This is a genomic window from Pseudomonas sp. 1L-E-NC-VB-C3 (genome assembly GCF_057291535.1).
Window position 1 is genome coordinate 107,296 of record NZ_JBXAWD010000014.1, and the last position, 16,770, is coordinate 124,065.

Consider the following 16,770-nt stretch of genomic DNA (forward strand, 5'->3'; position numbering starts at 1 on the left):
GGGCGGGAGCCTGCCATGAGTTTTGAAACCTTCGGTCAGCCCTTGCTGACCTTTCCCGATGCGGAAAAGAGCCCCCTGAGCATTCGCGCCAAGGCGCTGGTGTTCGTCGACCCACGCTCGCGGCAATTGCGCGAGGAGTTGGAGCAGTTGGCTCCCCGTTCGATTTCAGTGTTGATTCGCGGTGAGACTGGCACCGGTAAAGAGCTGCTCGCCCGGCATATCCATCGCGCCAGTGACCGCAGCGGTCTGTTCGTTTCGGTGAACTGCGGCGCGATCAGCCCGACCTACGCCGACGCCGAGCTGTTCGGCTACGCCGCCGGCAGTTACAGCGGTTCGGCCAGCAGCCGCGCCGGCTGGTTCGGTTCGGCCAACGGCGGCACCTTGTACCTGGATGAGATCGGCGATTTGCCGCTGCCGATTCAGGTCAAGCTGCTCGCGGCGCTGGAAAATCACGAAGTCACCCGCGTCGGTGCGCATCAGCCGAGCCCCGTGGATGTGCGTCTGGTGGCGGCGACCAGCATCGATCTGGCCCAGGCCGTGGACGCCGGGAAATTCCACGAGCGTCTCTATCACTATCTCAGCGAGGGTCATCTGGAGCTGCCGGCGTTGCGCGCGCGGACTGGCGACATTCTCTCGCTCGCCGAGTATTTCCTTGGCATCTACAGCCAGCGTCTTGACCTGCCCGTACCGCTGATCAGCGAAGCGGCGCAACATGTGCTCGAACAACACAGTTGGCCGGGCAACACTCGCGAACTGGAAAACGTCATTCATTTCGCTCTGCTGGTCAGCACCGGCGACGAGATCCTGCCGGAACATCTGAACCTGCCTGACGCGTCTGCGCCGCAGGTTCAGATCGAACGTCTGGTGAGGCAGACCCACATCGGCGGTAGCAGTGCAGAGCGTAAGGCCTTGAAAGATTGGCTGATTCGCTTGAGCGAGGCGGTATAAGCATTTTCTTCAGCATGAACAAAATGGAATATGAAGCTGAATAAACGTTATTGTCCGGGAATAAAAAATCCGGGTATTGTCCGCCTCACGCCAGCGATATCACTTCACTGGCACACGTATTAAATGCCGTCGTCGATGACGACCGTGATTTTCGATAAGGACACTGCATGAAAAAGGTTCTGTTGTTTACCGCATTGGCGGCTGCGCTGACGGCTTCTTTCGCCAACGCCGGCGAGAAACTGGTGGTTGCCGCAACGCCGGTGCCCCACGCTGAAATCCTTGAGCTGATCAAACCGACCCTGGCCAAAGAAGGCGTCGATCTGGAAATCAAGGTCTTCACCGACTACGTGCAGCCGAACGTACAGGTTGGCGAGAAGCGTCTGGACGCCAACTACTTCCAGACCAAGCCGTATCTGGACAGCTTCAACCAGGGCAAATACAAGGATGACAAATCCAAGTACCTGGTGACCGTGCAGGGCGTACACGTTGAACCGTTCGGTGGCTACTCGAGCAAGTACAAAACCTTGGCTGAACTGCCGGATGGCGCCACCATCGCCATCCCGAACGAAGGCAGCAACAGCGGCCGTGCGCTGATCCTGCTGCAGAAGGCCGGTCTGATCGAACTGAAAGATCCGAAAAACGCTCTGGCAACGCCGAAAGACATCGCCAAGAACCCGCACAACTTCAAGTTCAAGGAACTGGAATCGGCGCTGCTGCCGCGCGTGCTGAAAGAAGTTGATCTGGACATGATCAATACCAACTACGCGCTGGAAGCCAAGCTCAACCCGCAGAAAGATGCGCTGGTGATTGAAGGCGCTGACTCGCCATACGTGAACTTCCTGGTGGCCCGTGAGGACAACAAGAACAGTGACGCGATCCAGAAACTGGCCAAGGCCCTGACCAGCCCGGAAGTCAAAGCCTTCATCGAGAAGAAGTACAGCGGCGCGGTATTGCCGGCGTTCTGATCTGACGCTTGAGTGAATCCGCTTCAGACGTGAAAACGCCGATGGCCAGTGATGGTCATCGGCGTTTTTGTGTGTCTTGAAAAGCCCCTCACCCTAGCCCTCTCCCAGAGGGAGAGGGGACCGATTGGGGGATGCTGTAGAGGCCCGCCGACCTGTTCGTGCGTCGCTGAATCCATAATCGACTCGGTTCGTCAGGTCGATGTACGACGAAAGACACCACGGTCGGCCCCCTCTCCCTTCGGGAGAGGGTTGGGGTGAGGGGCTTTCGACTTACGCTGTAGTCTTCAACGCCCGGCGCAACGCCCTGAGCAATTTCACAATGTCCTGCGGATCCAGCCGCTGCGGCACTTTTACGTCCATGTTGTTCTTCCTTGTGGTGGATGGGCCGGAGAGTCTGGCCAAAAGCTGTGGGTCCTTGGAGGTCTTTCCTGAAAAAAAGATCCGTCCTACAGCGCAAGGAAAAATAGCCGTCTTATTCCTTCCCGGCAAACCCGCAGAATAATGTTTAAGCGAGATGAATGTGGGCAGCCCAGATGGGCTAAGCAAAATTCGGTCACCCAATATGTGCGCAAAGAGCTGAGTGATGACACCCGGCCTGAGAGTGTGATTGGTGAAGGGGGCAAGTGGTTGGGGTGATTGCCCGTTGGATCAGCGGTGAGGCTCGCCCCTCACCCCAGCCCTCTCCCAAGGGAGAGGGAGCCGATGTCTGGGCTTTTCAAAATCAGGTTCGACTTCAGGCTTTCAGGTCGGCGTAACTCTCGCAAACAACTCGGTGAAGTCCCCTCTCCCTCTGGGAGAGGGTTAGGGTGAGGGGCTTTTCGCTGGCACCCTCAATCCGGCCACTGCCACGCCGGCTCATCCAGCACCCGCTGCCCGACAATCCCGGTCTGGCCCAGCGTCTTCTCCAGCACGATGCAATTGCATTCCGGGTCTTCCTGCAACGCCGAGATCAATCGTCGCGCATGTGACACCACCCACACCTGACACTGCTCCGAAGCGCGAATGATCAGCCGCGCCAGCGCCGGCAGCAGGTCCGGGTGCAGGCTGGTTTCCGGTTCGTTGAGCACCATCAGCGATGGCGGTCGTGGGGTCAGCAGGGCGGCGATCAGCAGCAGATAACGCAAAGTGCCGTCCGACAGCTCTGCCGCTGACAGCGGTCGCAACAAGCCTTCCTGATAAAACTCGATAGCGAAACGGCCACCGGCCAACAATGCGATATTCAGCCGCGCGCCGGGAAACGCATCGCTGATCGCCGCGCTCAGTGCTTGCGGATCGCCAATCTCGATAATTGTCTGCAAGGCCGCCGCCAGATCACGGCCATCGTGGTGCAGGACGGGCGTGCGCGTGCCCAGTTGCGGCTGACGCACCGGCGCGTCGGCATCGCTGCGAAAGTGATCATAAAAGCGCCAGCGCCGGATGAATTCGCGCATCTGAAACACTTCCGGCGAGCTGCGCAGATTGCCGACCTGATCGAACAGGCTGTCGAAGTTCGGCATGTGTTGCGCCAGCACATCCCAGGCGCGACCTTCACGGGCGCGGATCATCGGGCCGTTGCGGTCGACCAGCAGGCTCGCCGGGCGAAACACCGGGCCGGCCCAGATGCACTCACGCTTGATTTCCGGGTCGAGGGAAAAGCATGAAGTGCTCGGCTCCGGCAGGCCCAGGCCGATGGCGTAACTGAAATCGTCGCCGGCGAATCCCAAGCGCAACCTTTTCACGCCTTGGCGCACCGTCGGCTCGATCGCCACTTCACCGTTGCGCATGCGTCGGCTGATGGTTTCCGGCCCGGCCCAGAACGTCGATTCCAGCCCGCCCTCACGCGCCAGTGCATTGACCACACCGCCCTGGGCGGTTTCCGCCAGCAGGCGCAAGGCGCGGTAGAGGTTGGACTTGCCGCTGCCATTAGGCCCGGTAATCAGGTTCAGGCGCCCGAGCGGAATCACCAGTTTGTTGATCGAGCGGTAATTGGCCACCGCCAGGGTGTTGAGCATGAAATCCTTCTCCGGGTCACTGCGATACGCGGGCAGCATACCTTTAATGAGATAAATCTGGTGTTGGCGTCCGCAACCGTGGAACCCTGTTCTAAGCTCTGAAGTCGTATCGTCTCGACAGCAGCATTTAAGGCCAAGGAGTGTGCATGGCGGGTCCCGGATTGAAAGTGCTGATGGCCGTGAGCGCCATGGCGTTGCTCACCGCTTGCGGCGACAAGAAGCCTGCTGAGGAATACTTGCCACGGGTCTTTGTGCAAGAGGTCGAACCGGCCAACTACGCCGCAGCGGTGACCCTCACCGGTGATGTGCAGGCGCGGGTGCAGACCCAGCTGTCATTTCGCGTCGGCGGCAAGATCATCCAGCGCATGGTCGATGTCGGCGACCGCGTCACGGCCAAGCAGGTGCTGGCCAAACTCGATCCGAAAGATCTGCAGACCAACGTCGATTCCGCTCAGGCCCAGGTCGTCGCCGAACAGGCCCGCGTGAAGCAAGCGGCAGCCGCTTTCGTGCGTCAGCAAAAACTCCTGCCCAAGGGCTACACCAGCCAGAGCGAATACGATTCGGCACAAGCCGCGCTGCGCAGCAGTCAGAGCGCATTGAGCGCGGCGCAGGCGCAACTGGCGAACGCCAAGGACCAGCTCGGCTACACCGCGCTGATCGCCGATGCACCCGGGGTGATCACCGAGCGCCAGGCCGAAGTCGGCCAGGTGGTGCAGGCCACCGCGCCGATTTTCAGTCTAGCCCGCGATGGCGACCGCGACGCGGTGTTCAATGTCTACGAATCGCTGCTGGCCGAGCGTCCGTCCGATCGTTCGATCGTGGTCAGCCTGCTCGACAATCCCGAGATCAAGACCACCGGCACCGTGCGTGAAATCACGCCGTCGGTGTCGGCGCAATCGGGCACCGTGCAGGTCAAGGTCAGCCTCGACAAGCTGCCGCCGGGCATGCAACTCGGTTCGGTGGTCAGCGCCACCGCCAAAGGCACCGGCAAATCGGCTGTGGAACTGCCTTGGTCGGCGCTGACAAAAAACATCAGCGACCCGGCGGTGTGGCTGGTCGATGACAAAGGCGAAGCGCAGTTGCATACGGTCACGGTCGGTCGTTACCTGACCGGCAAAGTGATCATCAGCGAAGGCCTCAAGGGCGGCGAGAAAGTCATTGTCGCCGGCGGCCAGTTGCTGCACCCCGGCATGAAAGTCGAGATTGCCGAAAACACCTACAAGGATCTGCAACCGGGAGCGCAGCCATGAAGCGCCTCGGCCTGTTGTGCATGGCGTTGCTGCTGGGCGCCTGCTCGGAAAAGGAAACCCCGCCGGAACCGGTACGTCCGGTGCTGTCGGTCACGGTCAAAGCGCTCAACGAAGAAAGCCTCGGACGCTTTGCCGGCAGCATTCAGGCGCGTTACGAGAGCAACACCGGTTTCCGCGTCGGTGGACGCATCGCCAGTCGCAACGTCGATGTCGGCGCCGAGGTGCAGAAGGGCACCTTGCTCGCCACCCTCGATCCGTCCGATCAGCAGAACCAGTTGCGCTCGGCCCAGGGCGATCTGGCGAGAATCCAGGCGCAACTGATCAACGCCCAGGCCAATGCACGTCGTCAGCAAGCGCTGTTCGATCGCGGCGTCGGTGCGCAGGCGCAACTGGACGTCGCCAACACCGATCTGAAAACCACTCAGGCCTCGCTCGATCAGGCCCGCGCGGCGGTCAGCCAGAGCAAGGATCAACTGAGCTACACCGAGCTGCGCTCCGATCACAAAGCCGTGGTCACCGCGTGGAACGCCGAAGCCGGGCAAGTGGTGACCGCTGGGCAACAAGTGGTGACGCTGGCACAACCGGACATCAAGGAAGCGGTGATCGACCTGCCTGATACGCTGGTCGATCAGTTGCCCAGCGACGTGGTGTTCTCGGTGGCCGCGCAGCTCGACCCGAGCATCAATACCACGGCGATCATCCGCGAGATCGAACCCCAGGCGCAAAGCGCCACGCGCACCCGCCGCGCGCGCCTGACCCTGTCGGATACACCGGACGGTTTCCGCCTCGGCACCGCGATCAGCGTGACCCTCAGCTCGGCGATCAAGCCGCGCATCGAACTGCCGGTGACGGCGTTGCAGGAAGCCGACGGTAAAACCCGGATCTGGGTCATCGACACGCAGAATAAAACCGTCAACCCGCGCGACGTCAGCGTGGTCAGCCGTGGCGACAACAGCGTGGTGCTGGCCGGTGGCGTGCAAAACGGCGAGCGCGTGGTCAGCGCCGGCGTCAACAGTCTCAAACCCGGACAATCGGTAAAACTTGACGAGGACAGTCAATGAAAGGCTCTTTCAACCTCTCCGAATGGGCCTTGAAGCACCAGTCATTCGTCTGGTACCTGATGTTCGTCGGGCTGCTGATGGGGGTGTTCTCCTACTTCAATCTCGGCCGCGAAGAAGACCCGTCATTCACCATCAAGACCATGGTGATCCAGACCAAATGGCCGGGCGCGACCCAGGAAGAAACCCTCAAGCAGGTCACCGACCGCATCGAGAAAAAACTCGAAGAGCTCGATTCCCTCGATTACGTGAAAAGCTACACCCGCCCCGGCGAGTCGACGGTGTACGTGTACCTGCGCGACACCACCAGCGCTGAGGACATTCCGCAAATCTGGTACCAGGTGCGCAAGAAGATCGACGACATTCGCGGCCAGTTTCCCCAGGGCATTCAGGGGCCGGGGTTCAACGATGAGTTCGGTGACGTGTACGGCTCGGTCTACGCCTTCACCGCCGACGGCCTGACCATGCGCCAGTTGCGCGATTACGTGGAACAGGCGCGGGCCGAGATCCGCAACGTGCCGGGGCTGGGCAAGATCGAAATGGTCGGCCAGCAGGACGAAACGATTTACCTGAACTTCTCCACGCGCAAACTTGCCGCGTTAGGTATCGACCAGCGCCAGGTGGTGCAGAGCCTGCAATCGCAGAACGCGGTGACTCCGGCCGGGGTGATCGAGGCGGGGCCTGAGCGGATTTCCGTGCGCACCTCGGGCCAGTTCGAGTCGGAGAAAGATCTGGCCGAGGTCAATCTCAAGCTCAACGATCGCTTCTATCGTCTGGCCGACATCGCCGAGATCAGCCGTGGCTACGTCGACCCGGCGACACCGGAATTCCGCTTCGACGGCAAACCGGCGATCGGCCTGGCGATTGCCATGCAGAAGGGTGGCAACGTTCAGGAGTTCGGTAAAGCGCTGCACGAGCGCATCGACCAGCTCACCGCAGATTTGCCGGTCGGCGTCGGCGTGCACACCGTTTCCGATCAGGCGGTGGTGGTGGAAGAGGCCGTCGGCGGTTTCACCAGCGCGCTGTTCGAAGCGGTCATCATCGTGCTGGTGGTGAGCTTCATCAGCCTCGGCGTGCGCGCCGGTCTGGTGGTGGCCTGCTCGATTCCGCTGGTGCTGGCGATGGTGTTTGTGTTCATGGAATACAGCGGCATCACCATGCAGCGGATTTCCCTCGGCGCGCTGATCATCGCCCTCGGTCTGCTGGTGGACGACGCGATGATCACCGTGGAAATGATGGTTACGCGCCTGGAAATGGGCGAGAGCAAGGAGCAGGCGGCGACGTTCGCCTACACCTCGACGGCATTCCCGATGCTCACCGGTACGCTGGTGACCGTCGCCGGTTTCGTGCCCATTGGTCTCAACGCCAGTTCGGCGGGTGAATATACGTTCACGCTGTTTGCGGTGATTGCCGTGGCGATGATCGTCTCGTGGGTGGTGGCGGTGTTCTTCGCACCAGTGATTGGCGTGCACATCCTCAGCGACAAGGTGAAGGCCCACGATGCCGAGCCGGGTCGCGTCGGCCGGGCGTTCAACGGTGGTCTGTTGTGGGCCATGCGCAATCGTTGGTGGGCGATCGGCGTCACCGTGCTGTTGTTCGTGCTGGCGGTGTTCTGCATGCGTTTCGTGCAGAACCAGTTCTTCCCCGCTTCCGACCGCCCGGAAATTCTGGTCGACCTGAACCTGCCGCAAAACGCCTCGATCGACGAAACCCGCAAGGCGGTGGACAAGCTCGAAGCGACGCTCAAGGGCGACCCGGACATCGTGCGCTGGAGCACTTACATCGGTCAGGGGGCGATCCGTTTCTACCTGCCGCTGGACCAACAGTTGCAGAACCCGTACTACGCGCAACTGGTGATCGTCAGCAAGGATTTCGAAGCCCGCGAGGCACTCAGCCAGCGCTTGCGTGAGCGCCTGCACAAAGACTTCGTCGGCATCGGCAGCTACGTGCAGGCTCTGGAAATGGGCCCGCCGGTGGGGCGTCCGATTCAGTATCGAGTCAGCGGCAAAGACGTCGATCAGGTGCGCAAACACGCCATCGATCTGGCCACCGAACTGGACAAGAACCCGCACATCGGCGAGATCATTTACGACTGGAACGAGCCCGGCAAAGTCCTGCGCATCGACATCGCCCAGGACAAGGCGCGGCAACTGGGACTGTCGTCAGAAGATGTGGCCAACCTGATGAACAGCATTGTCAGCGGCTCACCGTTGACCCAGGTCGATGACGATATCTACCTGATCAACGTGGTCGGTCGCGCGGTGGATTCAGAACGCGGCACGCCGGAGACCCTGCAGAACCTGCAGATCGTCACGCCGAGCGGCACCTCGATTCCGCTGCTGGCGTTTGCCACCGTGCGCTATGAACTGGAGCAGCCGTTGGTCTGGCGTCGCGACCGCTTGCCGACCATTACCATCAAGGCCTCGGTGCGCGACGAGATTCAGCCGACCGATCTGGTGAAACTGCTCAAGCCGTCGATCGATGCTTTTGCCTCGAAACTGCCGGTCGGCTACAAGGTCGCCACCGGCGGCACGGTCGAGGAAAGCGGCAAGGCCCAAGGGCCGATTGCCAAGGTGTTGCCGCTGATGCTGTTCCTCATGGCGACGTTCCTGATGATTCAGTTGCACAGCGTGCAGAAGATGTTCCTGGTCGCCAGTGTGGCGCCGCTGGGGTTGATAGGCGTGGTCCTGGCGCTGGTGCCGACCGGCACGCCGATGGGCTTCGTGGCGATCCTGGGGATTCTCGCGCTGATCGGCATCATCATCCGCAACTCGGTGATTCTGGTGACGCAGATCGATGAGTTCGAGCAGAAAGGCTATGCGCCGTGGGACGCGGTGGTCGAAGCCACCGAACACCGGCGCCGACCGATCCTGCTGACCGCAGCGGCAGCGAGCATGGGCATGATCCCGATCGCCCGCGAAGTTTTCTGGGGACCGATGGCCTACGCAATGATCGGCGGGATTGTCGTGGCGACGCTGCTGACGCTGCTGTTCCTGCCGGCGCTGTATGTGGCCTGGTACAAGATTCGCGAGCCTGAAAAAGAATCTTCCTGAAGCAAAAGCAAAAGATCGCAGCCTTCGGCAGCGCCTACAGGGAAACGCATTCCAACGTAGGAGCTGCCGAAGGCTGCGATCTTTTGATCTTCAATCAACTCGACGCCACACGCTCGCCAGCCACGGCTGCTGTTCGCGCGGCAAGCCCGCAGGCCGGTAATAATGCTCCAGCTCGACAAACCCCGCCGCCGTCAGCAACCCGCGCCAGGCCTCGAGATCGTGATACGAGCCGTAGCGCGGCCCGTTCCAGCCCTCTTGGTTGTCGCCACGCGGATTGGAACTGAACAGCACTCCACCCGGTTTCAAGGTGCCGTGCAGTTGCCGTAGCACTTGCGGCAACACCTGCAGCGGCACATGAAACAGCACGGCGTTGGCGAAAATGCCGTCGAAGCGCTCGGCCGGCAGATCAAGCTTGAGAAAGTCCTGCTGCCAGACTTCGCAACCGCTGTCTTCGCGGGCCATGCGCGCGAACTCCTGTGAGCCATCAAGGCCGATCGCGACGTGGCCCATGCGCGTGAAGGTTTGCAAATCCCGCCCCGGCCCGCAGCCGAAATCGAGAATCGTGAAGGGTGCTTCACCGTGAATGTGGCGCAGCAAGGCCTCGATATTCTGGCTGACATCGTGGTCGCGCGTGCCTTCACGGAAATCCTCGGCCACCGAGTTGTAGTGTCCAAGGGTGGTGGCGGTGATCTGTTCGAGGTCGCTGGGCGTTTGCTTCATGATCGATGCTGTATTGGCGGCGTGAGGGCGGACTATAAGCCTTTTCACCGGCAAAAAAACGCCGCCTGCGCTGGGGCCAGTGCAGGCGGCAATGGGTGCCAGGCTTCAGTGCTGCTTCGCTCCCAGACAATCGATCGAGCGGTCCATCATCGCCTTGGCCATTTCCAGCAGATGCCAGACCGAAAACACCATGGCCCGATCCGCGCCCCCGAGCTGGTCACCGCATTGATGGACGGTCACCGAGGCGCAGCGCAGCAGATCGGCAACATACAGTTGGGCGTCCTCCAGCGTCACATCTTCGCTGATGCTGTAAACGCGTTTCTGTCCCGCCAACGTGACCTGATTGCCGGCCAGATGCGAGTCGACGGCGCGGCACAGTGCAGAGCGATCCTTGAGCAAATCCTCGGTGAACCGCTTGCTTGAGGTAAGGCTGAGTGGCGGATCGGCAAGATTTTTTTCCATGGGTAAACTCCTGACTTCAAGTGGGAGCCAACCATTTCGCGACTAAACGAGCAGGACGGCGGCTGCACGCGGATCAGTCGCCGGCCGGACAACTGAATCCAGTCACCGCAAAACAGTGACGACCGGAGATTAGCTACAGGATATTTCGGGTACAAGCGGGCAAAATATTCTAGGAATCGTCCTGCAAACCCCCGTGGTTCGGGCTGGCGAAACGACAAAAGTGGTGTAGGAAGCATCTGATTTTTGCGAAGGGCGTTGCCTAAGATATCGCGATCACAAGGGCCTGATTGATGGCCACCTGCCGCCATCGACCTTAGCGCTTATTCAGTCCACGCGCCAGCCCGTCTGAATGACCGCATGGGTGCGCAAACCTGAATGCAACTGGTAGTTCTTACAGTATCGGGATGGAGAAAACTGGTTCAGTCTCGGCGTATAGACATCAGGGACTCGCGTAGCCGTGAATACCCGCCATGACACCGCCACTCCGACCTTGTCGGTCATTGACCCGCGCGCACTGGTGGTTCGCAGCGTTGCCTATTGCCGACACCCGGATAAAGCCGACATCGAATCGCGCATCACCCGGCAGATCTTTGATGAGGCGGGGCGTCAGGTAGCGTCGTGGGATCCGCGTTTGTACGGCGTTGCGCCCAAGCCGAATCTGGCCACACTCTACGCATTGAGCGGTCAAGACTTACTCGCAGACAGCGTCGACGCCGGTTGGCAGGTGCGGCTGTTGAATGAAGCGGGCTCGATGTGTTCTGGTTGGGATGCCCGGGGCAGTCAGAGTCACCGCCGATACGATGATCTGCAGCGACCGCTAGCCCTCACCGAGCAGGCGCACGACGGGCAGCCTCACGTGGTCGAGCGCTGGACCTATGCAAAAGCCACCGATGATCACGCACAGCACAACCAGTGCGGTCGACCGATCCGCCACGACGACCCGGCCGGCAATCGGCATTTCGATGGCTACGGCCTCGCTGGCGCAGTGGTGGTGGAGTCGCGACGTTTTTTGATCGAGCTCGAGACGCCTGACTGGCCGCTCGAACCCGACCGGCGGGATGACTATCTCGAGGAAACAACCTACGTCACCCGGCAGACTTTCACTCCAACCGGCGAGTTGCAGCATCACACCGACGCGGTTGGAAACCTCAGAACGCAGCATTACAACATCGCCGGGCAAGCTTGCGCGACCTGGCTGTTGCAGGCCGGCGAGGGCAGGCAGCCGAAGTGCCTGGTCAGCGCGATTCGCTACAACGCGCAGGGTCAGATCGAAAGCGAAACGGCCGGCAACGGCGTCATCGCCCGCGCCGAATACAGCCGCGATGACGGCCGGTTGCTCAGACTGCTCGCCAGTGTCGGCACGCATCCTCCGTTGCAGGATCTGAATTACGTCTACGATCCGGTGGGCAACATCATCAGCCTGGAAGACAAGACTCAAGCCGTGTCCTGGCTCAACAATCAGCGCATCGATCCGGTCAGTCGGTATCGCTACGACAGCCTTTATCAACTGGTCGAGGCCAGCGGCTGGGAAGTCAGCCAGCCCAGTCATGGCCCGGCCTTGCCGGAGCTGCTGCCAACGCCGCTGGATCCTAATCAACGGCGCAACTACACGCAGAAATTCGACTACGACGCAGCGGGCAACCTGATCACTCGCCAGCATAGCGGTGCGCCAGGTTTTTCGATGTACACCTCCCAGCGCAGCAACCGAAGCCTGGCGCAGCGCGACGATGGTTCCTTGCCCGGAGAAGCGGAGATAGCGCTGGGATTTGATGCGGCGGGTAATCAGCTTGAGCTGCAGCGCGGACAAGCCATGACGTGGAACGTGCGCAATGAGCTGAGTCGCGTAGTGCTGGTTCAACGCGAGGCAAAGGCCGATGATTTCGAGTGCTCTAGTTATGATCTTTCCGGTCATCGTTCGCGCAAAGTGTTTATCCGACAGACTGCGGTTCGAATTCTGGATAGCGAAATTCGCTATCTTCCCGGTCTCCAATTGCACCGACGTGCCGGAGGTGAAGAGTATCAAGTGATCGAAACCGGAGTCGGTCGAGCTTCGATAAAACTATTGCACTGGCCTTGCGCCAGAAACCAGGATCAACTGCGTTTCGGCTATGACGATCTCATTGGCTCCTCTACTGTGGAGCTGGATGATGAAGGCTGTGTTCTGACACTGGAGCAGTATTATCCCTTTGGAGGAACAGCCTGCTGGGCTGGCAGAAATGCGCAGGCGGCGACATACAAAACCGTCCGATATTCTGGCAAGGAGCGAGACGCGACGGGACTTTATTACTACGGCTATCGGTATTACGCGCCTTGGCTACAGCGATGGATAAGTGCGGATCCGCAAGGGGACGGGTTGAATCTGTACGCAATGGTCGCAAACAATCCGACAAGCGCTGTCGATTCCGACGGTCTGAAGGGCAGCGATGCGCAGGATCGTTGGCGCAGAGCTTATGCGGGAATAGTGGCGTCAAGAGACGGTGTCTGGGTACGCACAGTGGCCCGGGGAATTGTGGCAGTCGATATTGTCGGCGGTAATGAATTGTTCAATCGGATGGGAATGAATTTGACTCGTCTGATCGTAGGCAATAGAAGCCTTGCCTACTTGTCGATTGATTCGACATTGCGAAGCAAAGTAGCGGGCGCCGAGACTGGTTTTCGTCTGAACACGGCGTCGGGAGAAGATATCAAGGCGCAAGCAGCTATCCCGAACGCGGGTGCCGTTGCCTATATCAACGGCGGTTTCTTCAATATGCGGAATCAGGCTAGCAGTAACGTTTCGCCGTTTGCGCCGATTGGCCCAAGCAAGATCGGCGGTAAAAGTCAGATTTACGCCCCGGTGCCTTCAGACTATCGAAAGCATTTCGTGACAGTTCGAATGAGAGATGGATCGAGGATTGAATCCGGGCCTGTGCTTTCGCAAGGTGGGGAAGCGGTCTTCCCGGAAAGCCATTTGGATCTCACCAAATTTCTCTTTGACCCGAAGAACAATCAGCCGGGCAAACTGGGTCATGCAGGTTCACCTAACATCCGCTCCGGCATCAGTTTGCCCGGCGGAACAGATAGCGGGCAGCGTACGCGTTTGGCATGGGGCGGCAGTACCGGGCGCAGCGACACAGCGACTGGCTATACGATGCCCGAATGGTCCAGGGTAATGGCCAGGCTCGAGGGGATAAACGGTGCTGGTGGATGGTCGGTGAATCTTGATGGTGGTCATTCGGCGGGAATCGGCGTGGTTGGAGCACACGACGAATTGCTTTACAGAAGGCCTGAAGAAGGATCATCCGTCCGATCCATCGCCAACTTCATCGCTTATTACGAAAAGCCCCACAAACAGGGATTTTTCAAAAAATGGTTTTCCTGAATCCTGGCGGTTGAGTCATTAAAAGAGGTTGACCTGTTAGTTTTTACAGTAGCGGCTCGACCAGAATAAGCACAGTCTTGGTATCAAAGATGCCAAGGACTCACTCCAAATGGGCACTCGTCATGACACCACCACTCCGACCTTGTCGGTCATTGACCCGCGCGCACTGGTGGTTCGCAGCGTTGCCTATTGCCGACACCCGGATAAAGCCGACATCGAATCGCGCATCACCCGGCAGATCTTTGATGAGGCGGGGCGTCAGGTAGCGTCGTGGGATCCGCGTTTGTACGGCGTTGCGCCCAAGCCGAATCTGGCCACACTCTACGCATTGAGCGGTCAAGACTTACTCGCAGACAGCGTCGACGCCGGTTGGCAGGTGCGGCTGTTGAATGAAGCGGGCTCGATGTGTTCTGGTTGGGATGCCCGGGGCAGTCAGAGTCACCGCCGATACGATGATCTGCAGCGACCGCTAGCCCTCACCGAGCAGGCGCACGACGGGCAGCCTCACGTGGTCGAGCGCTGGACCTATGCAAAAGCCACCGATGATCACGCACAGCACAACCAGTGCGGTCGACCAATCCGCCACGACGACCCGGCCGGCAATCGGCATTTCGATGGCTACGGCCTCGCTGGCGCAGTGATGGTTGAGTCGCGACGCTTTTTGATCGAGCTCGAGACGCCTGACTGGCCACTCGAACCCGACCGGCGGGATGACTATCTCGAGGAAACAACCTACGTCACCCGGCAGACTTTCACTCCAACCGGCGAGTTGCAGCATCACACCGACGCGGTAGGCAACCTCCGGACCCAGCATTACAACATCGCCGGGCAAGCTTGCGCGACCAGGCTGTTGCAGGCCGGCGAGGGCAGGCAGCCGAAGTGCCTGGTCAGCGCGATTCGCTACAACGCGCAGGGTCAGATCGAAAGCGAAACGGCCGGCAACGGCGTGATCGCCCGCGCCGAATACAGCCGCGATGACGGCCGGTTGCTCAGACTGCTCGCCAGTGTCGGCACGCACCCTCCGTTGCAGGATCTGAATTACGTCTACGATCCGGTGGGCAACATCATCAGCCTGGAAGACAAGACTCAAGTCGTGTCCTGGTTCAACAGTCAGCGCATCGATCCGGTCAGTCGGTATCGCTACGACAGCCTTTATCAACTGGTCGAGGCCAGCGGCTGGGAAGTCAGCCAGCCCAGTCATGGCCCGGCCTTGCCGGAGCTGCTGCCAACGCCGCTGGATCCTAATCAACGGCGCAACTACACGCAGAAATTCGACTACGACGCAGCGGGCAACCTGATCACTCGCCAGCATAGCGGTGCGCCGGGTTTTTCGATGTACACCTCCCATCGCAGCAACCGAAGCTTGATGCAGCGCGACGATGGTTCCTTGCCCGGAGAAGCGGAGATAGCGCTGGGATTTGATGCGGCGGGTAATCAGCTTGAGCTGCAGCGCGGACAGGCCATGACGTGGAACGTACGCAATGAGTTGAGCCGGGTTGTGTTGCTGAAACGTCCGAATGAAAGCGATGACTACGAGTGTTATGGCTACGACGAGCCGGGCCATCGGTTGCGTAAAACGACTGTCAGCCAAGCGTCCGGTCAGAAGCTGACGGTAGAACTTCGTTATCTGCCGGGGCTTGAGATTCATCGCGAAGTCGATGGTGTCGAGCGACATGTCTTCAGTGTCGACACCGGGCGCAATCAGGTACGACTGCTGCACTGGCCAAGCGGGGTGGAAAGCGACCAACTGCGTTACAGCCTCAATGATCATCTTGGTTCCAGCGCGCTGGAATTGGATGATGGTGCGGGGATTTTGACTCAGGAGCACTATTACCCGTTTGGTGGCACGGCGTGCTGGGCGGGTAAGAATTCATTGGCGGTGAAAAACAAAACGATTCGCTACTCAGGCAAAGAGCGGGATGCGACCGGTCTTTACTATTATGGATATCGTTATTACGCGCCGTGGTTACAACGCTGGACAAGTCCCGATCCTGGCCGAGATATCGATGGAATCAATCTTTACGCAATGCTAGGAAATAGTCCGCTGATTTTCGTTGATGAACAGGGGACGGTCAGAGGTTTGAGTAGCGTTTTGAGCGGCGAAAGTGACGCGGAGCATGCGCGCAGGGCCCATTTCAAATTGCATTTGCTCCCCAGCATCATGGCTAGAAAGGACACGGATAAGAGTTCTGCCATTGGCAAAATTAAAAAGCTGGCGCGCATCCAGAGCGATGTGGCTGCGGATGAATTGCTGGAAGCCGCTGTTGATGTCATATCCAGGGCGAAACTGACTTTCAATATCAATCCGGAAAGCATCCCTGATCTAGAAGGTGATGGCCTCATGAATATGTGGCATCAGGGGGTTAAACCGGGTTTTGCAACGGAGATCAGGGATGGTTTCGAAATGGGCATGTTTGACTATGCTCATTCCCCTTCCAGAATAATAAAAGAGTATGGCTCGCTAGATCATCCGAAATTCAATGGGGATTTCAGGCCTGTTTATGGGGCTTTGAAACTCTCTGCTGGTCTGGCCAGCGCGGGTGGCGCTTCAGCCTATGGGGCTGCTGCCTTCCATCTGAAAGATGAGTCACGTAAATATATGACGTTGACCGGAGTCGACAGCTTTGATCTGAAGCCTTCAATCAATAATCTGGCTTCATTTGGAAATCTGTATCCAGTGTTTCACCAAATGCAATCCAAAACGTGGCAAGTATTGACAAGGATTATGTCGGGTGTCGAAACGGGTCTGGCTTCGCCTGATGAGTATGTGGAGTGGCAATCTCATAACAGCGTGAAGTGGAAAGACATGACGAGTCTGATTTTTCAGACAAGAGAAAACATGGAAAACACGCTTGATCAGGGAAATACCCGGGCTTTTCTGAAAAAAAATTCGATTACTCCAGGTTATGTCGGGTGAACACTCACAGTAGCGCCACCAGTTCGCATCCGATGGTGGGCGCTG

10 protein-coding genes are annotated in these 16,770 nt (G+C 59.2%); 7 read left to right on the forward strand and 3 right to left on the reverse strand.

The annotated features are described in order from the left end of the window. Positions 1–15 precede the first annotated feature (15 nt). Complete coding sequence (locus tag AC0Z5Z_RS21755) at positions 16–948, forward strand: sigma 54-interacting transcriptional regulator (protein ID WP_423521723.1); 933 nt, start codon at positions 16–18, stop codon at positions 946–948. Positions 949–1,115: 167 nt separating this feature from the next. Then, positions 1,116–1,913, forward strand: a complete 798-nt coding sequence (locus tag AC0Z5Z_RS21760; RefSeq protein WP_041477458.1) for a MetQ/NlpA family ABC transporter substrate-binding protein — start codon at positions 1,116–1,118, stop codon at positions 1,911–1,913. Positions 1,914–2,743: 830 nt separating this feature from the next. Here the strand turns inward: AC0Z5Z_RS21760 and AC0Z5Z_RS21765 are convergent. Further along, the gene (locus AC0Z5Z_RS21765; RefSeq protein ID WP_485611622.1) at positions 2,744–3,904 is read right to left on the reverse strand and encodes an AAA family ATPase; all 1,161 of its coding nucleotides are present in this window, start codon (positions 3,902–3,904) and stop codon (positions 2,744–2,746) included. Positions 3,905–4,050: 146 nt separating this feature from the next. On the opposite strand from AC0Z5Z_RS21765, the gene AC0Z5Z_RS21770 reads away from it, so the two are divergent. The 3 genes from AC0Z5Z_RS21770 to AC0Z5Z_RS21780 are packed head-to-tail and all read left to right on the forward strand — an operon-like array spanning position 4,051 to position 9,265. After that, on the forward strand, positions 4,051–5,154 hold the full coding sequence (locus tag AC0Z5Z_RS21770; RefSeq protein WP_056787047.1) for an efflux RND transporter periplasmic adaptor subunit: 1,104 nt from the start codon (positions 4,051–4,053) through the stop codon (positions 5,152–5,154). Beyond that, on the forward strand, positions 5,151–6,215 hold the full coding sequence (locus tag AC0Z5Z_RS21775; RefSeq protein ID WP_041477460.1) for an efflux RND transporter periplasmic adaptor subunit: 1,065 nt from the start codon (positions 5,151–5,153) through the stop codon (positions 6,213–6,215). Before AC0Z5Z_RS21770 ends, AC0Z5Z_RS21775 begins: the two co-directional genes overlap by 4 nt. Then, positions 6,212–9,265, forward strand: a complete 3,054-nt coding sequence (locus tag AC0Z5Z_RS21780; RefSeq protein WP_056787048.1) for an efflux RND transporter permease subunit — start codon at positions 6,212–6,214, stop codon at positions 9,263–9,265. The genes AC0Z5Z_RS21775 and AC0Z5Z_RS21780 overlap by 4 nt, the downstream gene beginning before the upstream one ends. A gap of 90 nt (positions 9,266–9,355) precedes the next feature. Here AC0Z5Z_RS21780 and AC0Z5Z_RS21785 read toward each other — a convergent pair whose 3' ends face one another. Together AC0Z5Z_RS21785 and AC0Z5Z_RS21790 are read right to left on the reverse strand one after the other, a co-directional pair. After that, a complete protein-coding gene (locus AC0Z5Z_RS21785) occupies positions 9,356–9,985 on the reverse strand; it encodes a class I SAM-dependent methyltransferase (protein ID WP_056787053.1) in 630 nt (209 codons plus the stop codon). 105 nt (positions 9,986–10,090) lie between these two features. After that, entirely contained in the window at positions 10,091–10,447 is a 357-nt protein-coding gene (locus tag AC0Z5Z_RS21790) for a DUF6124 family protein (RefSeq protein WP_041477463.1), read from the reverse strand. Between the two features lie 457 nt (positions 10,448–10,904). Here AC0Z5Z_RS21790 and AC0Z5Z_RS21795 point away from each other — a divergent pair, with 457 nt between their 5' ends. Together AC0Z5Z_RS21795 and AC0Z5Z_RS21800 are read left to right on the forward strand one after the other, a co-directional pair. Beyond that, a complete protein-coding gene (locus tag AC0Z5Z_RS21795; RefSeq protein ID WP_485611623.1) occupies positions 10,905–13,808 on the forward strand; it encodes an RHS repeat domain-containing protein in 2,904 nt (967 codons plus the stop codon). Between the two features lie 109 nt (positions 13,809–13,917). Further along, positions 13,918–16,725 (forward strand): RHS repeat domain-containing protein, encoded by a 2,808-nt coding sequence (locus AC0Z5Z_RS21800; protein WP_485611624.1) that lies wholly within the window; start codon positions 13,918–13,920, stop codon positions 16,723–16,725. Positions 16,726–16,770 lie beyond the last annotated feature (45 nt).